This window comes from Metaplanococcus flavidus (assembly GCF_042675885.1).
Lineage (GTDB): Bacteria > Bacillota > Bacilli > Bacillales_A > Planococcaceae > Planococcus > Planococcus flavidus.
Window position 1 is genome coordinate 241,961 of record NZ_JBHTKI010000008.1, and the last position, 24,804, is coordinate 266,764.

A 24,804-nucleotide genomic window follows, 5' to 3' on the forward strand; every position below is an offset into this window, starting at 1 on the left:
TTCCTCCTTTTTATTCAACATTGTTGTATTCAATGGTTTCTTCATTGATCACTGTGCCATCACGCAAAATGCGGTAAACTGCCTGGTTTCCTTCTGCAATCTGCAATTCAATCCGGCGTTCATCGTCTTCTGTAATGAAGAATTCTTCAACAGGTTCCGCCATTGTCCGGGTCTCATCCTGAATGTAGATTTGGATCAACTGCTCCACCGGTTCTTCGCCTTCTTCCTCCGGCGTTTCAGGTGCATATGGAATCTGCACGGTATGGATATAAGTTTTCTGTGGCAATTCGCGTGGACCGGAAGACAACACTACATCAATGGCACTGCCTACTTCCAGTTCACTGCCGGCTCCAGGTGTTTGCGAAATCACTGTTCCTACTGCCGCTTCATTCGATGCTTCCTCATCGACAATATTAATATGGAAACCTGTAGAACGCGCGTATTTACTGAGAGCTGCCTCATCATATCCAGCGAGGTCTCCTACCGATCGCATGTCTTTTCCTTTGCTCACAACAAATTCCAATTCTGTTTCGCTGGGTACGATCTGGCTGCCAGCTTCCGGATTCTGTTCCAGAATTTCTCCAGCAGGTTCATCCGAAAACTCTTCTGTCTGATCTATCGAAAAAAACCGGGATGCCAACAGTTCAAGCGTCTGTTCGATATTGCGGCCTACATAATCGGACATCTCGAATGATTCCTTGCCTGTACTTAAATAAAGTTGAATTTCGGATTCCACACTTCGCATTTTTCCAGCTTCAGGAATAGTTCGGATGACGTAACCTGCTTCGACTTCTTCAGAATAACGTTCACGCTCTTCTCCAATTTCAAAACCGAAAGATTCAAGCTCTTCAATCGCTTCATCGCGCTCCATTCCTGATACATCGGGCACTGCGGCCTGTTGCGGACCGAAGAGATCCGGAAATGCCAGTGCGACGGATAAGCCCCCAATTACCAGGAATAAAATAATTCCTACAACCCATGGTAATTTTCTCTTTTTTTCATTTTTTGGTGGTTGCTGACCTTTCCCTGCTTTGGAATTAAGTTTTTTCGAAGAAGCATTGGTGATGGTTTCTTCCGCATTGACAAAAGGTGATGAATCTTTAATGGCCGGCATAGCACGTGTGGCATCCTGGTCAATCGGTGCAGCAAATTTCGGTTCATTGAGCCGCTCCGGTAACAGCACGGTTGAAAGATCTTCATCCATTTCGTCAGCCGACTGGTAGCGGTGTTGAGCATCTTTAGCAGTAGCTTTTAATACGACATTTTCCAGACTTTGCGGAATTGTCGGAACGATTTCCCGTAAAGATGGCGTCTCGGTCTGTAAATGCTTCAAAGCTATTGAAACTGCCGATTCGCCTGAAAATGGCAACCTGCCCGTCAATAATTCATACATAACGATGCCGAGGGAATAAATGTCCGATTTCTTTGTGGCATTGCCACCTCGCGCCTGTTCGGGAGATAGATAATGGACCGTTCCGAGCACAGAATTGGTTTGCGTATAAGAAGTGGCGCTCAAAGCCATCGCAATTCCAAAATCGGAAATCTTCACATTCCCTTCTGCATCCATCAAAATGTTTTGCGGCTTTATATCCCGGTGCACGATCTGGTTATGATGAGCATGTGCCAAAGCAGAAGCCAATTGTTTCATAATCTTCACAGCCCGTTCGGGAGCTATTGGTGAATGTTCGATTATGTATTCTTTCAACGTTTTTCCCGGTACATATTCCATGACCAGATATGGCATCGCCCCATCTTCACCAACATCGAAAATATTGACGATGTTCGGATGGGCCAGGCTGGTTGTCGACAGCGCTTCCCGTTGGAACCTTCTTCGGAGCTCTTCTTCATTCGAAAAATCGTAACGCAGTATTTTAATGGCAATGTCCCGGTCCAAAATCATATCATTGGCCAGATAGACATTCGACATGCCGCCTCCGCCAATCAATTCCTTGATCTTATAGCGGCCATTGATATTTCTGCCGATTAACATACTTATACCTCCCCAACTTTAGAGGCAAGAAGCACAAACGAGATATTGTCTTCTCCTCCCTTTTCATTGGCAAGATCAACAAGATCTTTCCCTTTTTGGGATAGTGGCACATGGGAACCTACAATTTCTGCGATTTCGTTTTTGGTTATTTTATTGCTGAGACCGTCAGAACAGATGAGGACATAAGAATTATCGGTGAGTTCAAGCTCCAGCATTTCCCCTTCAATTCCACGTTCTGTTCCGAGTGCCCGGACAATCCAGTTTTTTTTCGGATGGTCTTCAGCTTCTTCTTCGCTGATTTCTCCATTGTCGACAAGAATATTTACGTAAGAATGGTCCCGTGTAATCTGTTCGGCTTTACCGTTGAATGTGTAGACCCTGCTGTCACCAATGTGGCAAACTATGCAAAGATTTTCTTCGATAAGAGCTGCTATCAGCGTCGTCCCCATACCTTTGCATTCGGGATTTTTTTCGGCATAATCGAAAACTTCGGAGTTAATCTTTCTGATCTTATCATCCAGCCATCTTTTTTTGCTTTCAACGGTAGCAAAATTTTCTCTATCGGCTGTCATGAAATGTCTGCTCATTGCATCAACCGTCATTTCACTCGCTACGTCACCGGCATTATGGCCGCCCATTCCATCTGCGACCATCGCCAGCATCAAACCGTCAGGCCTCTTGAGGACCGCCACACGGTCCTCATTCACTTCCCGTTTTTTTCCTGTATCACTTTCCATGACATACTGAAACAACAACAACTTCTACACCCCATCCCGATTCAATTAGAATTGCTGATTAATCAATTGCTTCTGTTTTGCGGAAGGCAGCGATGAAAAAGCCGTCACTTCCAAAATCCTGCGGAAAAACCTGTACGAAACCAGTGTGTTTAATACCCAGCGCTTCAGGCAATAAAGCCTGGATTTTTTCCATTTCCGGGTGATTCTTTAAAAATCTTTCGGCGGTTCCGCGGTTTTCCATATTATCCACTGTGCAGGTACTGTAAACCAGTATGCCGCCGGGTTTCAGCAACTCCGCCGCCTGATCCATCAATTCAATCTGGATTTCCTGCAGGCGGTTGAAATCCTCTTCTTTTTTCGTGTATTTGATGTCAGGTTTCCGCTTGATTACACCAAGCCCGCTGCAAGGGGCATCGACCAATATCCGGTCAAACTGTTCTTTGCCGAATCGTTCAACGCTCTTTTTGCCGTCTCCAACTTCCGTTGCAATAACGGAATGACCCAAACGGTCTGCGGATTCCTGAATCAGCTTCACTTTATGCGGATGCAGGTCCATCGAAAAAAGCATTCCTTTATTTTCTAACTTTTCTGCGATATGCGTCGATTTTCCTCCGGGCGCTGCACACATATCAAGCACTTTCATCCCTGGCTCCAGCTGGAGTGCGTAGGAAGGCAGCATCGAACTTTCATCCTGAATGGTGATGAAACCTTTATCAAATGTCGTTGTCCGAGCCGGTTGGCCGCCAGTTACGACCAGGCATTCCGGAATGATTTTGCTGCGTACCGCTTCAAGACCCTCGGATTCGAGCATTTCAATCACTTCATCAACCGTCGCCTTGACCGTATTGACTCGCACAGTCTGAGATGGGATTTTATTGTTTTCCAAAGCCATTTCACGCGTCTTTTCAAGGCCGAATTGTTCTGCCCAGCGTTTGATCATCCAGACCGGATGGCTTGTTTCGATCGAGATCTTTTCAATCGGATCCGCAATCACATTAAAAGAGCGCACGCCGGAACGCTGGACTGACCGAAGCACACCGTTCACTAAAGAAGCGACTCCTCCATGGCCCCGCCTTTTGGCTATTTCCACAGCTTCGTGGATTACAGCATGGGAAGGGACTCGGTCGAGATAAACTATTTGATAGAGTGACATCCGCAATAAGGTTTTCACCCAGGGCTCCACTTTCCCTTTCAAAAAAGGTTCAAGATAATAATCCAATGTCAATTGATGCTGAAGTGTGCCATATGTTATTTCAGTCAGCAAACCGCGGTTTTTTGCCGAGATGCCGTAGCTTTCTATGGTCTGATGCAGCAATAGATTACTGTAAGCCTGTTTATTTTCCACAGCCCACAGAATCGAAAATGCAGCATCGCGGACATTGCCGTGCAATTTTTTATTTTTCATTCAAAGAAATCTCCTGCCTGTATTTTAGGTCCGGTTAAATAATCTTTCGCCGACATCCGTTTCTTGCCTGCCGGCTGCAACTCGGTGATGGCGAGGACGCCTTTGCCGGTTTGGACATGGATGGCATCTTCAGAGAGCCTAACGACTTCGCCAGGTTTGCCCTTTGTCGTTTCATCGAAAATTTCGGACCACCAGATTTTCATATTATCGTTATTGAAGGTCGTATAAGCAACCGGCCACGGATGAAGTCCGCGGACCTGATTAAAGATCTCCTGTGCAGAGCGGTTCCAGTCGATGCGCTCCTGCTCGCGAGAAATATTGCGTGCATAAGTCACTTTGGTGTCGTCCTGCGGAATGCGCTCATTTTTACCCGCCACAATGGATGGAAGCGTTTCTTTCAATAATTCGGTTCCAGCAACGCTGAGTTTATCAAACATGCTGCCGGTATGGTCGTGCCTTTCGATCGGCACGGTCGTTTGGGAAATAATATCTCCAGCATCCAGACGGTCCACCATGTACATGATGGTTACGCCGGTTTCCGTTTTGCCATCCATGATAGCCTGGTGGATTGGCGCACCTCCACGGTAATCCGGCAAAAGTGAGGCATGGACATTGATGGCCCCCAATTTTGGGGTCTCCAAAATTTCAGTCGGCAGAATTTGCCCGAAAGCCGCAGTCACCACTAAATCCGGTTGCAGATCCAATACAACTTGTAGTTCTTCCGGATTTTTCAGTTTCTGAGGCTGGTAGACCGGTAAGCCCAGTCGCAGCGCTTCTTCCTTAACCGGTGTCGGCGTGAGCACTTTCTTGCGGCCAACCGGGCGGTCCGGTTGCGTCACAACGGAAAGCACATCATATCCCTCTTCAACGAGCATACGGAGAATCGGAACTGAAAAAGCGGGCGTTCCCATAAAGACGATTTTTGTCAAATCTCTTCCTCCTCTTCCTGGGCACGGATCATTTCATCCAACTCTTCCTGAGTGATGAATTTTGTGATCTTGCTGGTGAACAGGATACCGTCCAAATGATCCATTTCGTGCAGGATCGCACGGGCTTCGTAGCCTTCAGCTTCCAGTTCATACCATGAACCGTCGCGTTCCTGTGCTTTGATTTTGATACGATCGTAACGTTCAACTTCACCGTAAACTCCGGGGAAGCTCAAACAGCCTTCGATATCTGTATCGCTTCCTTCATATAAAACAAGTTCAGGATTGAGCATTTCAATACGGTCCTGTCCTTCGCGGAAGTCAACGATCGCTGCCCGCACCGCTGTCCCCACCTGAGGAGCGGCTATGCCGACTCCGTCGGCTTCGATCATCGTTTCGTGCATGTCGTCCAACAGAATTCCAAGGTTCTGGTCGAACGTTGTAATCGGCGAACAAACTGTTTCCAGCACTTCGCTGGGGTGTTTTACTATTGTGCGTATTGCCATTGTCATTTCCTCATTTCTGCTACATCACTGAAGTCGGATTCATGTCGATCGCCAAAGTCGCCCCTTTTTTAAGCCATTCGGAACGGTAGATTTTGATCAATTGCTGCATCACTTCAGTCAGTTTCGGCTCTTTTTTGTATTTTATCAAACATTGATATCTATATCTATTGTTGACGCGGGCAATCAATGAAGCAGATGGCCCGATGATAAGTGTCCGGTCGGATAAATGCTGCCGCAGATATTCAACGGTCTGCCGGGCATATTCCGAAACGGTCATCAGGTCTTCATGCGTGAATTGGATGTTGACGACATAATAGTAAGGAGGATAGCCACTGGCCCGCCTCATCGCCATTTCCTGATCAAAGAAAGGTTCATATAATTGATCTTTTGCAAAAGTGATTGCATAATGTTCCGGCGTATAGGATTGTACGAAAACAGTGCCTGGAAGTACATCGCGTCCGGCACGTCCGCTGACCTGGGTCAGCAATTGATAGGTTTTTTCAGCTGCTCGGAAATCCGGCAGATGCAATGTAGTATCTGCTGATAATACACCTACGAGGGTTATATTCGGAAAATCGAGCCCTTTGGCTATCATTTGGGTCCCGAGGAGAATATCTGCCTTCCCTTCGCCGAAAGCGTTGAGAATTTTTTCATGTGCACCTTTATTCCTTGTGGTATCAACGTCCATTCGCAATACGCGGGCTTCCGGAACCAGTTTCGCCAATTCTTCTTCGACTTTCTGTGTACCGGTGCCGAAAAAGCGGATATGTTCGCTTTCACATTCCGGGCAAGTATGCGGCACCCGTTCGTCATAGCCGCAATAATGGCATTTCATCATTTCACTCGAACGATGGTAAGTCAGTGATATATCACAATTCGGGCATTGCATCACCGTTCCGCAATCCCGGCACAGAACAAAAGAAGAATAGCCGCGCTTATTTAGGAACAAGACGGTCTGTTCTCCTTTCTCCAGACGATCTCGGATCGCATCTGCCATTTGCACTGAAAACATGGAACGGTTGCCCGTTCTCAGTTCTTCCCGCATATCGACAATATGGACAGCCGGCAAAGGCTGGTTGCGCGCGCGCTTTTCCAGCACAAGCAATTCGTAGACCCCTTTTTGGGCACGGGCATATGACTCGAGCGAAGGAGTTGCGCTTCCGAGAATAACCGGACAATTATGGTATTCTCCCCGCCAAATGGCCATATCCCGCGCATGGTAGCGTGGAGAATCATCCTGTTTATAGCTGGATTCATGTTCTTCATCGAGAATGATCAATCCAAGATTCTCAAAGGGGGCAAATATTGCGGATCTCGCACCGACAACCACTTTCACTTCGCCGCGCTGGATTTTCCGCCACTCATCGTATTTCTCGCCAGCTGACAGTCCACTGTGGAGTACTGCGACCATGTCTCCGAAGCGTTCTTTAAAACGCAAGGTCATTTGGGGGGTCAATGAAATTTCAGGGACAAGCATAATTGCTTCTTTCCCGCTCTTCAGTACCTGTTCAATCGTCTGCAGATAAATTTCGGTTTTGCCGCTTCCGGTAATGCCATGCAGCAGAAACGTTCTTGGAGTATTGAGTGATTGAGCTATTGCATCAAAAGCCTGCTGCTGAGCTTCTGTCAGCACAAGGTTTTCTTTTTTTTCGATTTCTGAGAGCATCTTCGGGTCGCGGTATGTTTCCACATTCGACAGATCCGCTGCGCCCTTTTCGGCCAGGCTGTATATTGTAGGCAAAGTTACCCCAGCGGCCTTCTGCAGTTCGGATGATTCGATGGCGAGCCCGGGATTCTTTTTCATAAATGCCATCAATTTCAATTGTTGCTTGGCATTGGCACGAATTTCAACTGAATCCAACTTCTCCAGAGAATCTGAAATATGGATCATCCGGACTTTTTTTACAGCGGTCTGCTGTTGGATATTGGTATCGGCAATAACTGTGCCCTTATCCATCTCTTTTTTCAATAAACCGAATACATCTTCTGCATCCTGGCTTCGGACAAATGGTTTGTCTCCGAAATAAGGGTGCAAACGGGAATCAACCTCTTCAAGGCCGGCATTAAGCACAAAGCGTTTTTCATACTTTGCACGAAGCGCTGCCGGAACCATTACCTGTAATGCATCAATTTCAAAACAGACCGTTTGCACTTTCATCCATTCAGCCATCCGAAGCATTTCTTTATTCAGCACTGGAACAACGTCCATCAATTCATGAATCGGTTTCATCCGGTTTGGATCGAAATCGGAAGTCTCTTTGACTTTCGTGATAAACCCGAGGACTTTTCTGGGTCCAAAAGGAACTTTCACCCGCATACCCGGCTGGGCAAGTGCTGAGAGTTTCTCAGGCACTACATAATCGAACGGCCGGTCAATCGGGTGGGCAGCCACATCAACTATAACTTCAGCGATCATTAGGCATTTCCCTTTCGATGATCAGCCTCAGCAATTTGCGGGCCAACTCTTGTTTAGGAAGCATTTCGAAAGATTTTTCAAAATCCGCTTTGCCAAAAACCGTCACTCGATTGGTTTCCGATTCGAATCCGGCCTGTGATTCTGTGACATCGTTGGCGATGATATAATCGGCATTTTTCCGTTCCAGTTTATTTTTTGCGTAATGGCTGACATCGTTCGTTTCCGCCGCAAAGCCGATAAGAACCTGCGAATCTTTTTGGGAACCCAAATATTGAAGAATATCTGAAGTACGCTCCAATTCTATGGAAGAATCGCCTTCCTGTTTTTTCATCTTTTGCCCGTGGACTGACTTTGGCCGGTAATCGGCAACTGCCGCCGTTTTGATGACAAAATCCGAATCGCTGAATTCGGCCTTTACCGCCTGCAGCATTTCTTCTGCACTTTCGACAAAAATCCTTTTGACTCCTGGTGGTGCCGGCAAGGAAACGGGACCGCTGATCAGAACCGTTTCCGCTCCCAATTCAGCAGCGGCTTCGGCTATAGCATAACCCATCTTGCCACTTGAAAAGTTCGTCAAAAAGCGGACCGGATCAATCCGCTCACGAGTCGGCCCTGCCGTAACCAGAACTTTTTTGCCTTTCAAAAGCGGTTCCCGGCCTAAAAAACCGCTGACCAATTCCGTAATTTTTTCAGGCTCCTCGAGGCGCCCTTTGCCGACATAACCGCAAGCCAAAAAACCTTCTGACGGCTCAATGAAACGGACGCCATCCGCGTGAAGGCGGTCGATATTGCGCTTAACTGCCGGATGATCATACATATGCACATTCATCGCCGGTGCAACCCAAATCGGAGCAGTTGCCGCCAGCAGCGTGGTTGTCACCATATCGTCGCCGATGCCATTCGCCAGTTTGCCGATGACGTTTGCCGTTGCGGGTGCCACGATGATCAGGTCTGCCCAGTCGGCAAGATCAATATGCGCAATCACTGCTGAGTCCTTTTCATCAAACGTATCAAAATAGACATCGTTACGGGACATCACCTGGAAGCTCAACGGCTGCACAAATTGCCGGGCGGAATCTGTCATGATGACCTTCACATCCGCTCCCGCCTGTGATAATTTACTGACCAGTGCAACAGCCTTGTAAACGGCAATCCCACCGCTCACGCACAATAAAATCCTACGATTCACCAACAATGAAAACACCCTTTCTAAACAACAAACTCCCAAAGAACAAATTTGCTCTGGGAGTCGTCAATTGTGATTAATGGTTAAATTTCATCTTCATAGATTGCAGCTTCGTCCTGACGCACTTGCGTCAAAGCACCTTCTGCGATCTCTTCGAGTGCTTTGCCTACAGGTTTTGCGGAAGTATAGCTCGCCAATTTATCATCGCCGTGTTCATGCAATTGGCGGGCACGTTTGGAAGCAAGAGCCACCAACGAGTATTTCGAATCGATACGGCTCTTTAATTTGTCTACGGATGGGTATAACATCAGGCATTCTCCTTTAGCATATCAAAATATCTTTTTTCTACACGTTCACGCTTGCAATGTTCCGCTATAATGATGGCGTTAATGCGGTCACACGCGTTTTCCACTTCATCGTTCTCGACGACATAATCATAAAGATTCATCATCTCTAGTTCCTGCCTCGCTGCACCTAACCTTGAAGCGATCACTTCTTCGGATTCGGTGCCGCGTCCCACCAGCCGTTCTTCCAATTCTGAAAGACTTGGCGGCGCGAGGAAGATGAACAGGCCATCCGGAACTTTGTCGCGGACCTGCGCAGCTCCCTGCACTTCGATTTCGAGAAATACGTCTCGTCCTGCATCGCGCATTTTGTTGACATACTCCAGTGGTGTGCCATAATAATTGCCGACAAATTCTGCGTATTCCAGCAATTGTCCCTGTTCGATCAAATCTTCGAACTCGGTGCGTGTCTTGAAAAAATAATCGACTTCATCCACTTCGCCCTCGCGGGGCGAGCGCGTCGTCATCGATATGGAGTATTCATAATTCGTATCCGGCTGTGAGAACAGCTCTTTTCTGACTGTGCCTTTACCGACACCGGAAGGCCCTGATAACACGATCAGCAGTCCGCGTTGTTTTCTCATTTCATTAACCACCTTAACCACCGCCAATATGTCCGGTCTATATTCTTCGTTTTGTAACTAACTGTCTTATTATATCATAATACACGCTGGAAATGATAAGATGGAACAAAACGATTTGAAAGAGGGATTTTCATGGCATTTGATGGATTATTTACAAAAGCGATGACCAGCGAACTGCAGCAACTGGTCAGCGGAAGAATTTCAAAAGTTCATCAGCCCAATCAGCTTGAACTGCTGCTCCATATCCGTTCACAAGGAAGCAACCATAAATTATTGATTTCGATCCACCCGTCCTATTCACGTATACATTTGTCGAAAGAGGCGAATATCAACCCATCCGAACCGCCTATGTTCTGTATGCTGCTCCGTAAACATATCGAAGGCGGCGTTATCACGGAAATTACCCAGCATGGCATGGACCGCCTCATCATTTTGAAAATTAAAGCGAAAAATGAAATCGGTGACGACATCGAGCGGGAACTGCATGTCGAAATGATGGGCAGGCATTCGAACGTCATTCTGGTCGACTCTGAAAGAATGATGATTCTTGACAGCCTGAAACATCTGCCGCCGAGCGTCAATTCATTCCGTACCATTCTCCCCGGACAGCCGTATGTATTTCCGCCGTCACAGAATAAGAAGGATCCATTTACGAACGGCGAGATGCTCATGGACCATGACGAAAAAGAGTTAGTCAATTCCTTTGCCGGTTTTTCGCCGCTCACTGCGCGTGAATTGCATCATCGCCTCACAACAGCAGCAGATAAGAAATCTGCAGTTGCTGAATTCCTGGAAGATTTCAGCAAAGATTCGCCGACAGGTTATTTTGTCGAACAGGACGGCAAAAGTTTTTTCTCTGCCACGCAGCTCGAACACATCGCAGGAACACGGTTAAACTATCCGAACCTTGGTGAGCTGCTCGACCGGATGTATTATGCGAAAGCCGAACGGGATCGCGTCAAACAACAGGCTGGAGATCTGGAGCGCTGGCTGCAAAATGAAATTTCGAAACTGAAGTTGAAACTGAAAAAATTGAAAAAAGAACAGGATCAGGCAGAAAAACGCGACCAGCTGCAATTGAATGGCGAGTTGATCATGGCCAATCTTCACCGCATGCAAAAAGGCATGAAGGAAATCGAAGTGGACAATTACTATAATGAAGAAAAAGTAATAATTCCCCTCGATCCCCGAAAAACGCCGATCGAAAATTCACAGAAGTTTTATTCGCGTTACCAAAAAGCCAAAATCGCTGTTATCAAAACACAGGAACAAATCGAAAAAACCGAAGATGATATCGGTTATTTCGAAACATTAATGTCCCAGGTTCAGCAGGCCGGGATTTCTGATATAGAAGAAATCCGCGAAGAACTTGCCGAGCAGGGCTTTATGAAAGCGCAAAAAACGAAGAAAAAGAAAAAACCGGTGAAACCGAAAGTGGAACCTTATGTTTCCAGCACCGGCGTGCCTATCTCTGTCGGCAAAAACAATAAACAGAATGATTATGTCACGTTTAAAGTAGCAGCAAAATCAGACACCTGGCTGCACACCAAGGATATACCAGGTTCCCATGTCATCATCCATTCTGACAATCCGGACGAAGATACGATCCTGGAAGCCGCTTCGATCGCCGCTTATTTCAGCAAAGCAAGAGAATCTTCCTCTGTTCCTGTGGATTATACAGAAGTCCGGCAGGTGAAAAAGCCGAATGGTTCAAAGCCAGGCTTCGTCATCTATTTTGAACAAAAGACGGTCTTCGTCACTCCGGACGAGGAACTGGTCATTAAACTGAAAAAATAAGCAGCCTGAAAACCGGTTCACCTTAAGGTGAACCGGTTTCTTTTAATTGTTTACATAATAAATATATTTTATTATATATTTGGTGGAATGTTCTGTGATTTTAAATTCAGGTTCTCTCTTATTGCCCTTCCCACTTCTTAATGCTATGTTTTTAGAGGAATAAAAAAATTGGGGGTTTTGATATGGTGAAATATACAAAAGTTTTTCCACTCGCTGGATTATTGGCGGCATCAACACTTGCGCTTGCAGCTTGCGGTGGAAGCGACAGCAGTGAAACCGAAGAAACAACTGCCTGGGATGAAATTCAGGAAGAAGGCAGTTTGACTGTTGCTACATCGGGCACTTTATTGGCTACATCTTTCCGCGATGCGGATTCTGATGAACTTACAGGTTTTGAAGTTGAAGTTGCCCGCGAAGTGGCTGAGCGACTCGAACTTGAAATTGAATTCAAAGAAATGGGCTTTGATGAAATGTTGTCGAGCGTGCAGACCGGCCAAGTCGATATCGCCGCAAATGATATTGAAATCACAGAAGAGCGCGCAGAAGAGTTCATATTCTCTACACCTATTAAGCATTCTTATGGAACAGCAGTTGTCCGTGAAGACGATCTTTCCGGAATTTCATCACTTGAAGATCTTGAAGGCAAAAAAGCGGCCGGCGCTTCAACTTCCATCTATATGCAGATTGCACGTGAATATGGGGCTGAAGAAGTAACTTATGATAATGCATCCAATGAAGTGTATTTGCGGGATGTATCAATTGGCCGTACTGATGTCATATTGAATGATTATTACCTGTCCACTTTCGGCGTAGCGGCGTTCCCGGATATGAATATCACGATTCACCCGGATATCAAATATGCTCCATCTGAAGTTGGTCTTGTAATGAATGAAGACAACGAAGAATTGGCTGAAAATGTTAATCGAGTGTTGGAAGAAATGCTTGAAGACGGCACGATCACTGAAATCTCCGAAGAATTCTTCGGTGGTGCAGATGTATCTGAGAAGCCGGATATAGAGGAATAAAACCAAAGAAAAATGGAGGGATTCGATGAATGAAATTGAATGGGGATTGCTGTTCGATCCGGTTTTGGCGATCGAATCCCTCCCCTATGTGCTGGAAGGCATCTGGTATACACTGCTGATATCTATGGTCAGCATGCTTTGCGGATTGGTAATCGGATTTTTCCTGGCACTTGCCCGGACTTCTCCTAGAAAAATTATGCAATGGCCCGCAAGGCTCTACATATCCTTCATGCGCGGTGTGCCGATTCTGGTCATCCTGTTCCTGCTGTATTTTGCAATGCCGGTCATCGGCATTGAATTTACAGCTGTCCAGGCAGCTTTGATCGGCTTCAGCATCAACTCCGCTGCCTATATCGCGGAAGTGTTCAGGTCTTCCCTCGCTTCCGTTGATAAAGGCCAATGGGAATCATCTACTGCGCTCGGCCTGACCTATTGGCAGGCGATGCGCCGCATCATCCTGCCGCAGTCAGTGCGGATCGCGGTGCCACCGCTGTCGAACGTTTACCTCGATCTCATCAAAGCCTCTTCACTTGCCGCGATGATTACGGTCCCGGAAATTTTCCAGAAAGCCCGTATTGTGGGAGCACGCGAATACGATCTGCTGACATTGTTGATTTTGGTGGCGCTGATCTATTGGGCGATTTGTTCGGTCATGACAGTGCTTCAGAATTACCTGGAGAAACGTTATGCGGAGTATTTATAGAATAGCAGTTATATCGGAGGCCATGGAAACTCGTGGCCTCCTTTTTTTACGATTAATTATGCCAGGAAATTCGGTTTCATCTTAATAAATCCAGGATATTTAACGTGTGATGAACCTAAAGGGTACATTCTGCTTTATCAGCGGTTTTTTATTGTTTATCAGCGATTTTCTTCGGTTTATCAGCGATTTTAAGGCTTTTATAGAAAACAACCTGAGATATGGAGCAAAACAGCGAAGACTCCCAGAGGAGCCGGCGGATGCCGACGAAGTGCAAGATCCACTCGGTTGATACACTTAACTTAGCCAGTTATAAACCCGTTCTCCTGTCTCTGTCTCTGTCCCTGCATCGCTGCGCTAGCTTCGGGACATGGAAGAGCGTTGCATCGCTGCGCTGCTTCGTCGCAAAGACTCAGCCACGCAAACGTCGGCTAATGTCTTCGAATCTGTTTTGCGGAATATCGATTACAATTTTTTCTTTCTCAACAAGCTAAAAAAGGACAGGCATGTTTGCCTGTCCTTTCAAAATGCCTTTTCAAGCATAAAAATCCTCGTCTCTGTCATCATCATCTTCCGGCATATACATTACTTCCCACAAATGTCCATCGATATCTTCAAAACTCCAGCCGTACATGAATTCATTGTCCATTTTGTCATTTGATACAGTGCCGCCTGCAGACAAAGCGTCATTGACCAATTCGTCTACTCCAGCTCGGCTGTCTGTGCTGATTGAAATAATCACTTCCGTGCTGGTGCGGGGATCGGCCAATTGCTTTTTGGAAAATGTCTTAAAAAACTCTTCCACTAGCAGCATCACAAACATATTCGGGCCGACAATCAGGCAGGCGGCATTCTTGTCTGTCATCTGTTCATTAAATTCAAATCCTATGTCACTGAAAAAAGTCATTGATTTGTCCAGGTCTTTTACCGGGAGATTCACAAAAAGATGCTTAGATTGGATAGCCATGGGTTTCTCCTTTCATTTTTTACGGTTGCCTATACTATTCGGGGGAAACTGGAACAGTCCTGCAAGCAGCTGAGAATTTTACATTTCGGACGGCGTATTTACCCCGAGCAAGCGAAGGCTTTCTTTCAACACTATGGTGACAGAGAACACCAAAGCCAGCCTTCCTTCTTTCTGAATGTCGTCTTCCAACACTTTTACCTGACTATAATATCTATTAAAATCCTGTGCCAGGCTTATAGCATACTTCGCAATGACAGATGGCTCTTTTTGTTCGTAGCTTCTTTTGATCGTATCCTGAAAATTCATCAATTGTTTGATGATTTCCCAGCTGTAGCTGTCGTTCAAGCCGGTTGGCATAAGCTTGTCGGCAGCAATGCCGGATTTTCTTAGAATCGAACAGCCTCTGGCATGCGTATATTGTACATAAGGTCCCGTTGCACCCTCAAAGCGCAGCATATCCTCCAGCGAGAACTCCACATTATTCATGCGTTCATTTTTTAGATCATGAAAAATCACTGCCCCCACTCCGACCATTTTCGCGGTTTCGGCTTTATTCGCCAATGTCGGATTTCGCTCTTCTATATTTTTCTCCGCGAGTTCCATCGCCTCTTTTAATACTTTATCCAACAGGACCACTTTGCCTTTTCGGGTCGACATCTTTTTGCCATCCTTCAGGATAAATCCGAAAGGGATGTGTGCCATATCATCTGCCCAGCCGAATCCCATCTTTTTCAACCCCAGCTTCAATTGCTTAAAGTGAAGCGTCTGTTCCTGCCCCACCACATAAAGAGATTCGGCAAATTGATAATTCTCTTTTCTGTAAAAAGCCGCTGTCAGGTCTCTCGTGCCGTAAAGCGTCGCTCCGTCACTTTTTCTGATCAGAAATGGCGGCAACCCTTCTTGTGATAAATCGATCACTTCCGCACCCTGAGATTCTGCCAGCAAGTCTCTGTCTTTCAACAGCTCGATAGTAGCAGCCATCTTATCATTGTAAAAAGCTTCGCCTGCCAAAGAATCGAACTCCACTTCCAACAACTCATAAATTTTCCCGAATTCCTTCAGCGACTCATCCTTGAACCATCTCCACAGCGCCTCCGCTTCACTGTCGCCGTCCTCCAATTTTTTGAACCACAGTCTGGCTTCATCTTCCAAAGCGGAATCCTTTTCAGCTTCTTCATGAAATTTAATATATAAAGTCAATAATTCGGGAATCGGATCCTGTTTCATCAAATCTTCCTGTCCCCATTTTTTATAGGCGACGATCAATTTGCCAAACTGGGTTCCCCAATCGCCCAGGTGATTGATTTTCACTGCCTTGTATCCAACTTTTTCAACAATTTTAGCCAATGAATTGCCGATGACTGTCGATCTTAGATGGCCCATTGAAAATGGTTTCGCAATATTCGGGGAAGAAAAGTCGATGGTGATATTTTTGCCTTGTCCAATATTGCCATTTCCGAATCCCCCTCTTTCAACCAGAATTTGATTCAGGACCTGTTCGCTGACATGAGATTTATTCAGGAAGCAGTTGACGTATGGCCCTTCCGCAACCACTCCTTCAAAAAAAGGATGCGATAGTTGTTCCGCCAGCCTCTCTGCAATTTTATACGGGGCTTGTTTCTCAATCTTCGCCAGTGTAAAACAGGGAAATGCCAAATCTCCCTGGTTGTCGAACCTCGGTTTTTCCACAAGCGCCATGACCGCTTCCACTGTCATGGCGTCTTCCAAAATGTTTGAAATTTCCTCTGCAAATATTCTTTTATAGTCCATAATCTTTCTCCCCCTTTTTCCTGAAAACCTAAAAAAATCCCGTCTCTAAAATTAATTAGAGACGGGATTTCCCGCGGTACCACTCTGATTGCCCGAATTCCGGGCCGGCTTATAAACGATAACGGCGTCAGCCGACATACCCTACTCAAAGTTCAGGCAGTTTCTCAGATATGCGTTTCAGATTACGCCGGCCGCCGGGCTCACACCTTCCCCGGTTCGCTTGGACCATACGCATTCCTACTCTTATCTTCCCAGAATTTTATGTATTTTTACTATCTTAGCGATTTCCATTATTTGTGTCAACTTCTATTTTCTTTTTCTCATACTTCATGATAAAAGGAAGAATAACTGAAATAACTGCAATCACCGAAACAATTGGAATTAAAATTTCTGACAGCTCCAGTTCCTGCATGAAAATAAAAATATAAATAACCGGCACCAGCAGCAATAATGTCGCCAACAATCGTGACGTGTTGGCAACATTATACTCGGTTCCGCAATTCCGGCACTTTACCGGCTGAAAAGCGAGCCATAGCGATAGAAAAAACTGGCTCCACTTGAATGGTTGTTGGCATTCTGTACATTTTTGCATCGATCCTGTCCTTTCACGTAACTGAAAACCTGTGTTTTTTATTCGAGTGCATTCCTGCCTCTTTGGTACATTTCCTGCATTTGTTCCTCTGGCACCAAAGCGCCCCCTGTCGACCAGGAGATATGCGTCGCCTTTTCTGCATCCAGTCCGCGTTCTGAAAAATACTGCGTTTTGCTGAGCTCGACCGGACCCAGTAGGGAGGATGCCGCAGATGGTTCGACAAAGATGCCATCGCCATCGGCCAAAATCGCCAATAAACGGAACAAGTCTTCGTCTTCCAATGTATAAATTCCGCTGATCAACTTTTCACTGATCGATGAGGCGAAACTTGAGGGCCTGCCAACTGCGAGCCCGTCGCCTTCGGTCAGATTGTCGATGCCGAAATCCTGGACGCAAACTTTCTCTTTCTCGCCGGTCATCAAACCGACCAGCACTGAAGGGGAATGGGTCGGTTCCACATAAAAGCAATGGACCGCATCCCCGTAAATCTGCTTTAACCCGAATGTTATGCCACCAGGTGAACCGCCCACGCCGCATGGCAAATAAACAACCAAAGGGTTGTCCGCATCCACTTGGATATTCAGTTCATCCAATTGTTTCTTCACGCGAAAGGCTGCTGTACTGTAGCCAAGGAAAAGGTGTTTGGAGTTCTCATCGTCGACAAAATAGGCTTTCGGATTTTCCTTGGTCTGCTGGCGGCCTTCCAGGATGGCTTCTCCAAAATCGCCTTCAAATTCATGGACGATGGCACCTTTTGCCCGCAGCAATTCCTTTTTCCATGCCTTTGCATCAGCTGACATATAAACCGATACCGAAAAGCCGAGTTTTGCACTGATAATGCCGATGCTGAGACCCAGATTGCCGGTAGACCCTACGCCTATTGAATACTGGCTGAAAAAATCTCTGAATTCATCGCTTGCAAATTTACTGTAGTTATCCTGTTTAGTGATCATGCCATTATCGATCGCCAATTGTTCCGCGTAATGGAGCACTTCGTAAAATCCTCCGCGTGCTTTGATTGATCCCGCTACCGCCAGTTCGTTGTCGCATTTCAAAAACAGTTTACCGGGGACTTTTACACCGTAAGTATTTTCCAATGATTTTTTAGTATTACCGATTTCTTTTAAAGGCGACTCGATGATCCCACCGGCAGCGGCTGTTTCCGGGAATGATGCTGCGAGAAACGGGGCGAATCGGTGCCATAAATTTTCAGCTTCCTGCATCTCTTCATAGCTTGCACGAAGCGTGCCGGCTTCTGATAGCGGCTGCAGTTTCGGATTAAGCCAGAATACCGGCTGAAAATCAGTGATTTTGGTTAATAACGGATATTTTTGTTGCCAATTTTTTATTTGCTGTTGTGAAAATGACACGCAAATCACCCTTTCTGCTGAATGGTTGCTCCTGATTCCATCATACATGAAAAAGTCGTTATTTTCAGTTTCCCGCAGCTTGTCAGATGAATGCACCCTTTTACAGTCATTTATTCATAGGATATTTCCTCTTCTGCCGTTTCATCTTTTTTCTCTGCTCCGACAAGGGACAGCCACGTCACAAAAACCAACATGATAAATGTGCCGATAAACTGGACTGGTTCTAAAAATTGTCCGAACCAGACAGCTGTAATGATGATTGCAGTCAGAGGTTCGAATGCTGACAGGATACTTGTTTCCACAGGCGATATGAAACGCATGCTGCTCAGGAACAGGATAAACGCCAGGGTTCCGACAATAATGATTGCTAAAATGCCAAGTGATACCCCGGGTTCAGCCAGGAGCGGCCAGTCATCCGACAGAAATACCGGATTGACGATCCCCAGAAAAATTCCACCGAACAGCATGGACCAGCCGACAATGAGAAGCACGCCCCATTCCCCCATGAGACGGCCTGGATAAAGAGTGTAAAAGGCGAAAGACAGCCCCACCATTACCCCCCAGAAAAGTGCCGGGCCGCTGACAGCAAGTTCATCAAACTGCCCATTCGTCAATAACAGGAAAAGCCCCACCAAAGTACCGGCCATTCCGATTATCTGGTAGGCAGGCGGCAGTTTTTTATGTCTCATTGATATGAAAATAATAATATAAAGCGGAGCCAAAAACTGAAACAAAGTGGCTACCACCGCATTGCTCGTTTCAATTGCTGAAACAAAGCTGAACTGGACCCCGAGCATGCCGAGTACAGAAAAGATCAGCAGCTGCCGCACCCAGATACCACCGTGGAAAACGGAAAGGATTTTCACTTTCTTCATTTTCAAAAACACAAGCAGCAGGGCACCCGCGATAATCAGACGGAGCGTCAGCAGAAATGAAACCGAAATTCCGTAAACTTCCAGCACCCATTCCATCATTGGACCTGATGCCCCCCAGAGGGCCGCACCGGTCACGATCATTGCAATTCCTTTTAACCGATTCATCAGAACCCTCCTTCCCCTCTTTGATAAGTTCCCGCAGGATGGGGTTCACCAATCTTTCTTCATTCTTCAGTATGTAATTTAAACAGTTTTTTCTAAATAGTAAATGTGATGGACTAATATCATAAACCCGGCAAAAGTTAATAAGAAATTTGGTGTAGCTGCGGTTCCAAAGAGCGATATATCATTGAGAAGGCCAAACACAAGCATGAGCATGCCTATTGCACCGATAATAACATAGAAATAAGTACTGTCTATCTTTCTCTTTTTCATACTCACTCTTCCTTCCGATGTTAACCCTTTGATAACGAATTCACTCTAAATTATCCATCCACATTTAATCATAAATTTTTAGACTTATTTTACCATTCAAGTTTCTGAAAGATAGATGAATACAGTGGATTTATTTCCATAAAAAATCCCGGCAGAATCGCGTCTGCCGGGAATAATATCATGTCAGTATAAATTCAATTGTCCCATCAATTTATAGGCTGCGATCAACAACAAACCAGTCAGGACATACACCCACCACTCCAGCTGGATCACCGGACCGAAATCGGGAATAATCCAGGACAGAAGGATGATCAGTCCAACAGCGCCCCCACCGAACAAACCGGCTTTCACATAACCCAAAATCCTTTTTTTCTTTGGACCGAACAAAGTCGTGCGGACGATCTTGAAAACAACCGATACCGCAGAAAGCGAAAATACTACGACGGAGCCGAAAATCACGAGTAAGTTTCCAAGTGAAATTGATGTATCCACTTCCTGAAAGAATGACATGATTAAAGAAACGACGCCGAACATAATACTGAACCATCCAGCGAGAGACAGCACCTGCGAAAAGATAAATAATGCGGCATTGCGCTTTTTCTCCTTCGGCAATGCTTCAATCATCTCATTCGCATATGCTTGTGGAGATTCACCGAACAATTCAGAAGCCGCTTTACCTTCTTCCTGCGCCTCCAGGAGATGGTCCAGCAAATCCATCAACACTTCTTCCCCCGCCTGCTCATCAACACGCAAATCTGTCCGGATATACAGCAGAAATTCTTCGTAAAGCCTAAGATTTTCCTCATTCAGCAATTCCCGTTTTTGGTTGTTTTCTTCGATCAATAATGCTGCTGACCTCATGCATCTTCACTCCTTCTCAATAATTCGCTTACAGGCACGGCGATTTCTTCCCATTCAGCCGAAATTTTCCGCAGTTCCTCTTTGCCGCTGTCCGTCAAAAAATAATATTTGCGATTTGGACCTGATGCTGATGGCCTCATTTCTCCGCGAATAAAACCATTCTTCTGCAGCCTCACCAGCACCGGATAAATTGTTCCATCACTGATGTCCGGCAATCCGATAGTTTGAAGCTTTTGCGATAATTCGTATCCATACACCGCTTCTTCTTCCACAACCGCCATGACACAGGCATCCAAAACCCCTTTTAACAATTGGCTACGAAGTGCCAAACCGTTCACCTCTTCCGGTACTCGGTCTAACAAGATAGCTGCGCAAAAAATAAGCTACTTTGTATTGCCGAGTAGTTACCTTTAGTATAAAATCACCTGAATTTAATGTCAAGGCTTTATTGAATCTGTAAACGGATTTAAGTACTTTATAATGAGACTAAATGTCTGCCATACCATCTTTAAATCTTCAGCCATCGTAATTTGCTAAATCTCTTTCTTTAGGGATTTTTTGAAATATTGTTTTTAACCGGCATGTCTGTCCCTACTATCCGGAAATCAATCTGCAAAAAACTTTTTCCTATTTAATAAAAAAGATGATGGCAGATGCTATGTTGAAAGCCTCTGCCATCATCTGATTATTAATGATTTTTTTGGTTGTATTTCTGATAAGCCGTCATATATTAAGTAAGCTCGCTGTTCTATAAGGTACTGCCTTACATGTATTAAGAATTATAAAATGGTGTAATCATTTGGTTCAATTAAATTCGCTACGATTTTTCATCCTTAGATATATATATTACAGGATCATGGATTCTCCCAATTCCATAATTCTACTTCGCCAAGTTGTTCTCCTTGAATCCTCTCTTCGTCCGCAAGTTTAAAAAGCTCTTTGACTGGCCCTGTAACAACTGCCCCATATACTGTAAATCCATTCTCCTTAAGGTAATCGTAACGTTCATTTAAATGGCCTAGTCCTAAGAAGAATTCATGATAGGCAGAAGGCTTCTCAGAAAGCAGGGTTTCCATATTTTCCAGCATTGCCTTTTGGCTTTCTTCAATACTTGTCTGATCCAATTGATGCGCTAGTGTGGCGGAGAGGAAATCGTCTGATACACTTCGTGTTCCAACTAGTCCGATGCCATCGTATACTGATACACCAGTCCCGCTTCCCCCCGCGCTGCCCGGAGTAAAATCTTCAAATTCTCCTGTGTGCAGGGACATCCAAACAATACTGAGATCGTAGGGTTCTAGTAGGCGAATTAGCTCTTCGGGTGTCATAAATCGATCCATTGAAAATGCTACTTCCGCAACAGTTCCTTCATGGAGCATGTCAAGCGTCTCCCATACATTCGGTTCCGCATTCGCCGTCAGCTTTTTTCCGCTTTGAGGATCTTCTGGATAATAAAAAGAAAACTCATTAAGATGTTCCTTGCCAGGATGCTTGTAGTTTATATTGGAATTGGAATTTGAAATCCGTTTCGTAACGTCTGCTGTTCCTATGACAATATCTGATTTCCCTACTTTCTTGACCAAAGGGTAGGAAATCTTTTTAGTACCGAAAACAGTAACTTCTTCTTCAGTGAAATCGAATGTCCCTCTGACATTCGGAACTCTCCAGTCAAGCGCAAGTTTTGTGTAAAAATTATTTTCTTCTGCTATATGTAATCGATCAACAGTAAAGTTTAACAAAATTATATAAATGAAATAGACCAAAAAGCCCCAAAACAAAAGCCGGAGAATCCGAATTGTTAACGTGAAACGGGATTTCTTTAAAATTCGTTTTTCCAATTCTTTATTCCACTCTGTCATACTGCCACCCTTTCTTTTTCGCAACTGATTCCAGCTTTTTTCTGGCTCGGTACAGATTGACCTTTACCTGGTTCTCTGATAAATCCAAAGCCACTCCAATTTCAGCGTAACTGAATTGCTCATTCTCCCTTAAATAAAGGATCGTCCTGTAATGTTCCGGCAAGAGTTCAAGCAATTCTTTCAAATCGCTTGCTCCTTCTTGTGCCAAAATGGCTTCTTCCGGCAAACCATACGGACTAATCATTTCCTCACTCGATCGAAAAAACTTCAACATATAAATGGCCTGCCTGCGCTTTCTTTTTCGCCATTCATCAATATAGACATTTCGGGCCACTTTGAACAACCAAGCACGTGCCTCTTCCCCTTCATAGGTTTCGAGTGAAATCGTCGCTCTTACAAAAGTTTCCTGTGTCAAATCTTCCGCCAGATGTGCAGAACCGGACATTTTCCATAGATAATAATAAAGAGGTTTCGAATAAAGTTTAAACAGGTCTTCCAGCTGATAATTTTTCATTCGTTCCCCCCTTCATTAATTTTCTACTGCTAACACGTTTCATTCTCTCTAATGTTACAGTTTACCAAAAAGAATTACCGGAAAAATTCCAGTTTCTCTGAATTTTGTCTTACTCTTTCCATATTACTGATCTTTATCACACTTTTTATTTTGTATTTGTAAATAGAGCGGGCGTAAAATGACAATTTCAAAAATAATAGAGGAAGAAAGGTGCCAATTAGCACCCCTCTCCCTCTTTGTGTTTTCTATATGATTTACAGCTACTACTGATAACCTCATGATATGTAAACTGATTCAATGAAGAATAGTAAGTCCTTTGTTTCTATTTATACAATTTGGCTATGCTAAAGTATATTGTTGATAAATTAGAGCTCCCATTTTTATAGAAGTTCCATATAGTAATAATGTTTTTATTCCACTAAAGCACCCGTTAGCGAAATATGACTTATAGCATATCCATGAAAGATAGTACATGTTCTTTCACTTTTTCTTTCTCTTCCTTTGTCATATTCTCTAATTTAAAATGTTCTATACTATCATCTTGAATTAGGATTGTTGATGGTTCCTTAATTTCTTCCTTACGTTCTTCACTATCTTCGGCTTTGGTAATGTGAGATTTATCAAATCTTGAATGGATGATTTCTGTTCGTATATAATTTCCTTCTGTATCATAAAAGTCCTCAATCGCTTTAATATCTGTTTCCACATGATTTTCACTTGCTTCTGTATTGGTAATTGCATTTACTTTCTTGTAACCCGTCATTTCGGAAAAACCTTCAGCGTTTTCCTCCAATATTTCAATAACGTATACCTCAATATGTTGAGCTTTCTCCACATTACCGCACGCACTTAAGATAAAAACGGATACCAGCGATAAAAAAACTATTAAAAAAATCCTCTTCAAGTTTATGCCCCCCTTTTATTAAAAACTTTGCAGCAAAGATGAATAACCTTATTAAAGATTGCAGTCACGTTAGTTGAATAATTAACAGATTGATTCTGACCTTCTAATTTAAATATACTTAAAATTAGAATTAATAGATAGACAATTCTGGAAATAAAACCGTTCGTAAAAGTACACTTCTCCGAACGAAAAAGGGAAGGAGCTCAATGGAGTTCCTTCCCTTCTGATGATCATTGATATGTAAACCCTATATCTTTTTGGGATTCCAGCTTTATGACTTTATAAAGCAGCCTTATGAAGGTATCTTTTTTCTAGTAACTTAATTTTTGCTGGATTCACTTCGAAATACAGTGAAATAAGGGATTTTAATGCAAATTGGTGTTGAAAGAGTTTATTCAATCGTTAAAGGGAAAACGTAATATCCAGTTCCTTGTTCCCAAATGCCTTTAACTTCATATATAGTTCTCCCGCTTTGCTTATCTATAACTACGTCAGTTCCCCTATTAGAAGGGAAAGACCCCGACACATATACCTCGTAAGAGATTGGTTCTTCTTCAAATTTAAGTTCAATAGAGGTATCCGAATTTACGGCAGGACCTTTCCGGTTCCCGATTAAATCAGAAACAGGTACAACTTCTGCACTTATACTGGCCATGCTCTTTTCTTCTTCATCATAATAACTCCACGAATAGCCATGCGAAGCAGCCATAAACGCTTCTCCATTTACACTTACTTTTAAGTTGGGTGGTTTTTGAATTGTGTCCTTTCTATTTTCCGCAGAAGTACTATTGTTTTCTTCATGTTTAATAACTTCCTTTTCTTGAGAACAACCAGCTATAAAAAAAATAATCGCTATAATTATATATAGTATCTTATAATTCATTTTGTACTCCGCCTTTTATTTCTATTAGACTAGCTAAGCAGTAAAAAGTTACAGTGCTAACTTCAGTTTCAAACTTTTCATTTTAGAGCGTTCGTAAAAGTACACATTTACGAACGCTTTAAAAACAGCTGAAAGTGGCCATAAAAAGCGTTCGTAAA

General features: G+C 44.3%; 24 protein-coding genes and 1 other annotated feature. Of the genes, 3 read left to right on the plus strand and 21 right to left on the minus strand.

All coding sequences use genetic code 11. The features are described 5' to 3' along the window. Positions 1-10 precede the first annotated feature (10 nt). The 9 genes from pknB to gmk form a co-directional block, all read right to left on the minus strand. Positions 11-1,990 (minus strand): Stk1 family PASTA domain-containing Ser/Thr kinase, encoded by a 1,980-nt coding sequence (gene pknB / locus ACFQ1X_RS06175; RefSeq protein ID WP_144837424.1) that lies wholly within the window; start codon positions 1,988-1,990, stop codon positions 11-13. 2 nt (positions 1,991-1,992) lie between these two features. Continuing rightward, positions 1,993-2,742, minus strand: coding sequence for a Stp1/IreP family PP2C-type Ser/Thr phosphatase (locus ACFQ1X_RS06180; protein ID WP_379082023.1), 750 nt, complete (start codon positions 2,740-2,742; stop codon positions 1,993-1,995). Between the two features lie 43 nt (positions 2,743-2,785). After that, positions 2,786-4,132 (minus strand): 16S rRNA (cytosine(967)-C(5))-methyltransferase RsmB, encoded by a 1,347-nt coding sequence (rsmB, locus tag ACFQ1X_RS06185; protein WP_144837427.1) that lies wholly within the window; start codon positions 4,130-4,132, stop codon positions 2,786-2,788. After that, entirely contained in the window at positions 4,129-5,061 is a 933-nt protein-coding gene (fmt, locus tag ACFQ1X_RS06190; RefSeq protein ID WP_144837430.1) for a methionyl-tRNA formyltransferase, read from the minus strand. Before fmt ends, rsmB begins: the two co-directional genes overlap by 4 nt. After that, positions 5,058-5,564 carry a peptide deformylase gene (def, locus tag ACFQ1X_RS06195; protein ID WP_144837433.1) on the minus strand — a complete coding sequence of 169 codons (507 nt, stop codon included), beginning with the start codon at positions 5,562-5,564 and terminating at the stop codon, positions 5,058-5,060. Before def ends, fmt begins: the two co-directional genes overlap by 4 nt. A 19-nt stretch (positions 5,565-5,583) precedes the next feature. Continuing rightward, positions 5,584-7,980, minus strand: coding sequence for a primosomal protein N' (priA, locus tag ACFQ1X_RS06200; protein ID WP_144837437.1), 2,397 nt, complete (start codon positions 7,978-7,980; stop codon positions 5,584-5,586). Beyond that, positions 7,970-9,175 (minus strand): bifunctional phosphopantothenoylcysteine decarboxylase/phosphopantothenate--cysteine ligase CoaBC, encoded by a 1,206-nt coding sequence (gene coaBC, locus ACFQ1X_RS06205; protein ID WP_144837440.1) that lies wholly within the window; start codon positions 9,173-9,175, stop codon positions 7,970-7,972. The genes priA and coaBC overlap by 11 nt, the downstream gene beginning before the upstream one ends. Positions 9,176-9,249: 74 nt before the next feature. Next, a complete protein-coding gene (rpoZ, locus tag ACFQ1X_RS06210) occupies positions 9,250-9,474 on the minus strand; it encodes a DNA-directed RNA polymerase subunit omega (RefSeq protein WP_144837443.1) in 225 nt (74 codons plus the stop codon). Continuing rightward, complete coding sequence (gene gmk, locus ACFQ1X_RS06215; RefSeq protein WP_144837447.1) at positions 9,474-10,094, minus strand: guanylate kinase; 621 nt, start codon at positions 10,092-10,094, stop codon at positions 9,474-9,476. Before gmk ends, rpoZ begins: the two co-directional genes overlap by 1 nt. A 132-nt stretch (positions 10,095-10,226) precedes the next feature. Between gmk and ACFQ1X_RS06220 the strand changes: the two genes are divergently transcribed. The 3 genes from ACFQ1X_RS06220 to ACFQ1X_RS06230 all read left to right on the plus strand — a co-directional run bounded on the left by ACFQ1X_RS06220 (position 10,227) and on the right by ACFQ1X_RS06230 (position 13,619). Further along, positions 10,227-11,891, plus strand: a complete 1,665-nt coding sequence (locus ACFQ1X_RS06220; protein ID WP_144837450.1) for an Rqc2 family fibronectin-binding protein — start codon at positions 10,227-10,229, stop codon at positions 11,889-11,891. Between the two features lie 182 nt (positions 11,892-12,073). Continuing rightward, positions 12,074-12,916 carry a transporter substrate-binding domain-containing protein gene (locus ACFQ1X_RS06225; protein ID WP_144837453.1) on the plus strand — a complete coding sequence of 281 codons (843 nt, stop codon included), beginning with the start codon at positions 12,074-12,076 and terminating at the stop codon, positions 12,914-12,916. Positions 12,917-12,941: 25 nt separating this feature from the next. Continuing rightward, on the plus strand, positions 12,942-13,619 hold the full coding sequence (locus ACFQ1X_RS06230) for an amino acid ABC transporter permease (protein ID WP_144837456.1): 678 nt from the start codon (positions 12,942-12,944) through the stop codon (positions 13,617-13,619). Between the two features lie 532 nt (positions 13,620-14,151). Here ACFQ1X_RS06230 and ACFQ1X_RS06235 read toward each other — a convergent pair. The 12 genes from ACFQ1X_RS06235 to ACFQ1X_RS06290 all read right to left on the minus strand — a co-directional run bounded on the left by ACFQ1X_RS06235 (position 14,152) and on the right by ACFQ1X_RS06290 (position 24,646). Beyond that, positions 14,152-14,583: a VOC family protein gene (locus ACFQ1X_RS06235; protein ID WP_144837459.1), complete on the minus strand. Its 432-nt coding sequence runs from the start codon at positions 14,581-14,583 to the stop codon at positions 14,152-14,154. 78 nt (positions 14,584-14,661) lie between these two features. Further along, positions 14,662-16,353, minus strand: coding sequence for an arginine--tRNA ligase (gene argS / locus ACFQ1X_RS06240; protein ID WP_144837462.1), 1,692 nt, complete (start codon positions 16,351-16,353; stop codon positions 14,662-14,664). A gap of 54 nt (positions 16,354-16,407) precedes the next feature. After that, positions 16,408-16,615 (minus strand) — a binding site (T-box leader). Positions 16,616-16,630: 15 nt separating this feature from the next. Further along, complete coding sequence (locus tag ACFQ1X_RS06245; RefSeq protein WP_144837465.1) at positions 16,631-16,945, minus strand: TIGR04104 family putative zinc finger protein; 315 nt, start codon at positions 16,943-16,945, stop codon at positions 16,631-16,633. 38 nt (positions 16,946-16,983) lie between these two features. Next, complete coding sequence (locus tag ACFQ1X_RS06250; protein ID WP_379081782.1) at positions 16,984-18,315, minus strand: D-serine ammonia-lyase; 1,332 nt, start codon at positions 18,313-18,315, stop codon at positions 16,984-16,986. Positions 18,316-18,425: 110 nt separating this feature from the next. Continuing rightward, positions 18,426-19,355, minus strand: a complete 930-nt coding sequence (locus tag ACFQ1X_RS06255) for a DMT family transporter (RefSeq protein WP_144837467.1) — start codon at positions 19,353-19,355, stop codon at positions 18,426-18,428. A gap of 78 nt (positions 19,356-19,433) precedes the next feature. Continuing rightward, on the minus strand, positions 19,434-19,625 hold the full coding sequence (locus ACFQ1X_RS06260) for a hypothetical protein (RefSeq protein WP_144837469.1): 192 nt from the start codon (positions 19,623-19,625) through the stop codon (positions 19,434-19,436). Between the two features lie 183 nt (positions 19,626-19,808). Beyond that, positions 19,809-20,486 (minus strand): DUF1129 family protein, encoded by a 678-nt coding sequence (locus ACFQ1X_RS06265; protein WP_144837472.1) that lies wholly within the window; start codon positions 20,484-20,486, stop codon positions 19,809-19,811. Continuing rightward, a complete protein-coding gene (locus ACFQ1X_RS06270; protein WP_144837475.1) occupies positions 20,483-20,815 on the minus strand; it encodes a PadR family transcriptional regulator in 333 nt (110 codons plus the stop codon). Before ACFQ1X_RS06270 ends, ACFQ1X_RS06265 begins: the two co-directional genes overlap by 4 nt. 525 nt (positions 20,816-21,340) lie before the next feature. Continuing rightward, positions 21,341-22,324: an anti-sigma factor gene (locus tag ACFQ1X_RS06275; RefSeq protein WP_379081787.1), complete on the minus strand. Its 984-nt coding sequence runs from the start codon at positions 22,322-22,324 to the stop codon at positions 21,341-21,343. Between the two features lie 4 nt (positions 22,325-22,328). Then, positions 22,329-22,859 carry a sigma-70 family RNA polymerase sigma factor gene (locus ACFQ1X_RS06280; RefSeq protein WP_144837480.1) on the minus strand — a complete coding sequence of 177 codons (531 nt, stop codon included), beginning with the start codon at positions 22,857-22,859 and terminating at the stop codon, positions 22,329-22,331. Between the two features lie 445 nt (positions 22,860-23,304). Continuing rightward, positions 23,305-23,763, minus strand: coding sequence for a hypothetical protein (locus tag ACFQ1X_RS06285; RefSeq protein ID WP_144837483.1), 459 nt, complete (start codon positions 23,761-23,763; stop codon positions 23,305-23,307). Between the two features lie 391 nt (positions 23,764-24,154). Next, complete coding sequence (locus ACFQ1X_RS06290) at positions 24,155-24,646, minus strand: hypothetical protein (protein WP_144837486.1); 492 nt, start codon at positions 24,644-24,646, stop codon at positions 24,155-24,157. Between the last annotated feature and the right edge of the window lie 158 nt (positions 24,647-24,804).

Excerpts from the sequence above, each read along its gene's own strand:
- argS (WP_144837462.1), bottom strand. The coding sequence starts at position 16,353 with ATGGACTATAAAAGAATATTTGCAGAGGAAATTTCAAACATTTTGGAA.
- ACFQ1X_RS06235 (WP_144837459.1), bottom strand. The coding sequence starts at position 14,583 with ATGGCTATCCAATCTAAGCATCTTTTTGTGAATCTCCCGGTAAAAGAC.
- ACFQ1X_RS06290 (WP_144837486.1), bottom strand. The coding sequence starts at position 24,646 with ATGAATTATAAGATACTATATATAATTATAGCGATTATTTTTTTTATA.
- ACFQ1X_RS06265 (WP_144837472.1), bottom strand. The coding sequence starts at position 20,486 with ATGAGGTCAGCAGCATTATTGATCGAAGAAAACAACCAAAAACGGGAA.
- ACFQ1X_RS06245 (WP_144837465.1), bottom strand. The coding sequence starts at position 16,945 with ATGCAAAAATGTACAGAATGCCAACAACCATTCAAGTGGAGCCAGTTT.
- ACFQ1X_RS06255 (WP_144837467.1), bottom strand. The coding sequence starts at position 19,355 with ATGAATCGGTTAAAAGGAATTGCAATGATCGTGACCGGTGCGGCCCTC.
- priA (WP_144837437.1), bottom strand. The coding sequence starts at position 7,980 with ATGATCGCTGAAGTTATAGTTGATGTGGCTGCCCACCCGATTGACCGG.
- def (WP_144837433.1), bottom strand. The coding sequence starts at position 5,564 with ATGGCAATACGCACAATAGTAAAACACCCCAGCGAAGTGCTGGAAACA.
- rsmB (WP_144837427.1), bottom strand. The coding sequence starts at position 4,132 with ATGAAAAATAAAAAATTGCACGGCAATGTCCGCGATGCTGCATTTTCG.
- ACFQ1X_RS06230 (WP_144837456.1), top strand. The coding sequence starts at position 12,942 with ATGAATGAAATTGAATGGGGATTGCTGTTCGATCCGGTTTTGGCGATC.
- ACFQ1X_RS06225 (WP_144837453.1), top strand. The coding sequence starts at position 12,074 with ATGGTGAAATATACAAAAGTTTTTCCACTCGCTGGATTATTGGCGGCA.
- rpoZ (WP_144837443.1), bottom strand. The coding sequence starts at position 9,474 with ATGTTATACCCATCCGTAGACAAATTAAAGAGCCGTATCGATTCGAAA.
- ACFQ1X_RS06260 (WP_144837469.1), bottom strand. The coding sequence starts at position 19,625 with ATGAAAAAGAGAAAGATAGACAGTACTTATTTCTATGTTATTATCGGT.
- ACFQ1X_RS06280 (WP_144837480.1), bottom strand. The coding sequence starts at position 22,859 with ATGAAAAATTATCAGCTGGAAGACCTGTTTAAACTTTATTCGAAACCT.
- ACFQ1X_RS06220 (WP_144837450.1), top strand. The coding sequence starts at position 10,227 with ATGGCATTTGATGGATTATTTACAAAAGCGATGACCAGCGAACTGCAG.
- pknB (WP_144837424.1), bottom strand. The coding sequence starts at position 1,990 with ATGTTAATCGGCAGAAATATCAATGGCCGCTATAAGATCAAGGAATTG.
- gmk (WP_144837447.1), bottom strand. The coding sequence starts at position 10,094 with ATGAGAAAACAACGCGGACTGCTGATCGTGTTATCAGGGCCTTCCGGT.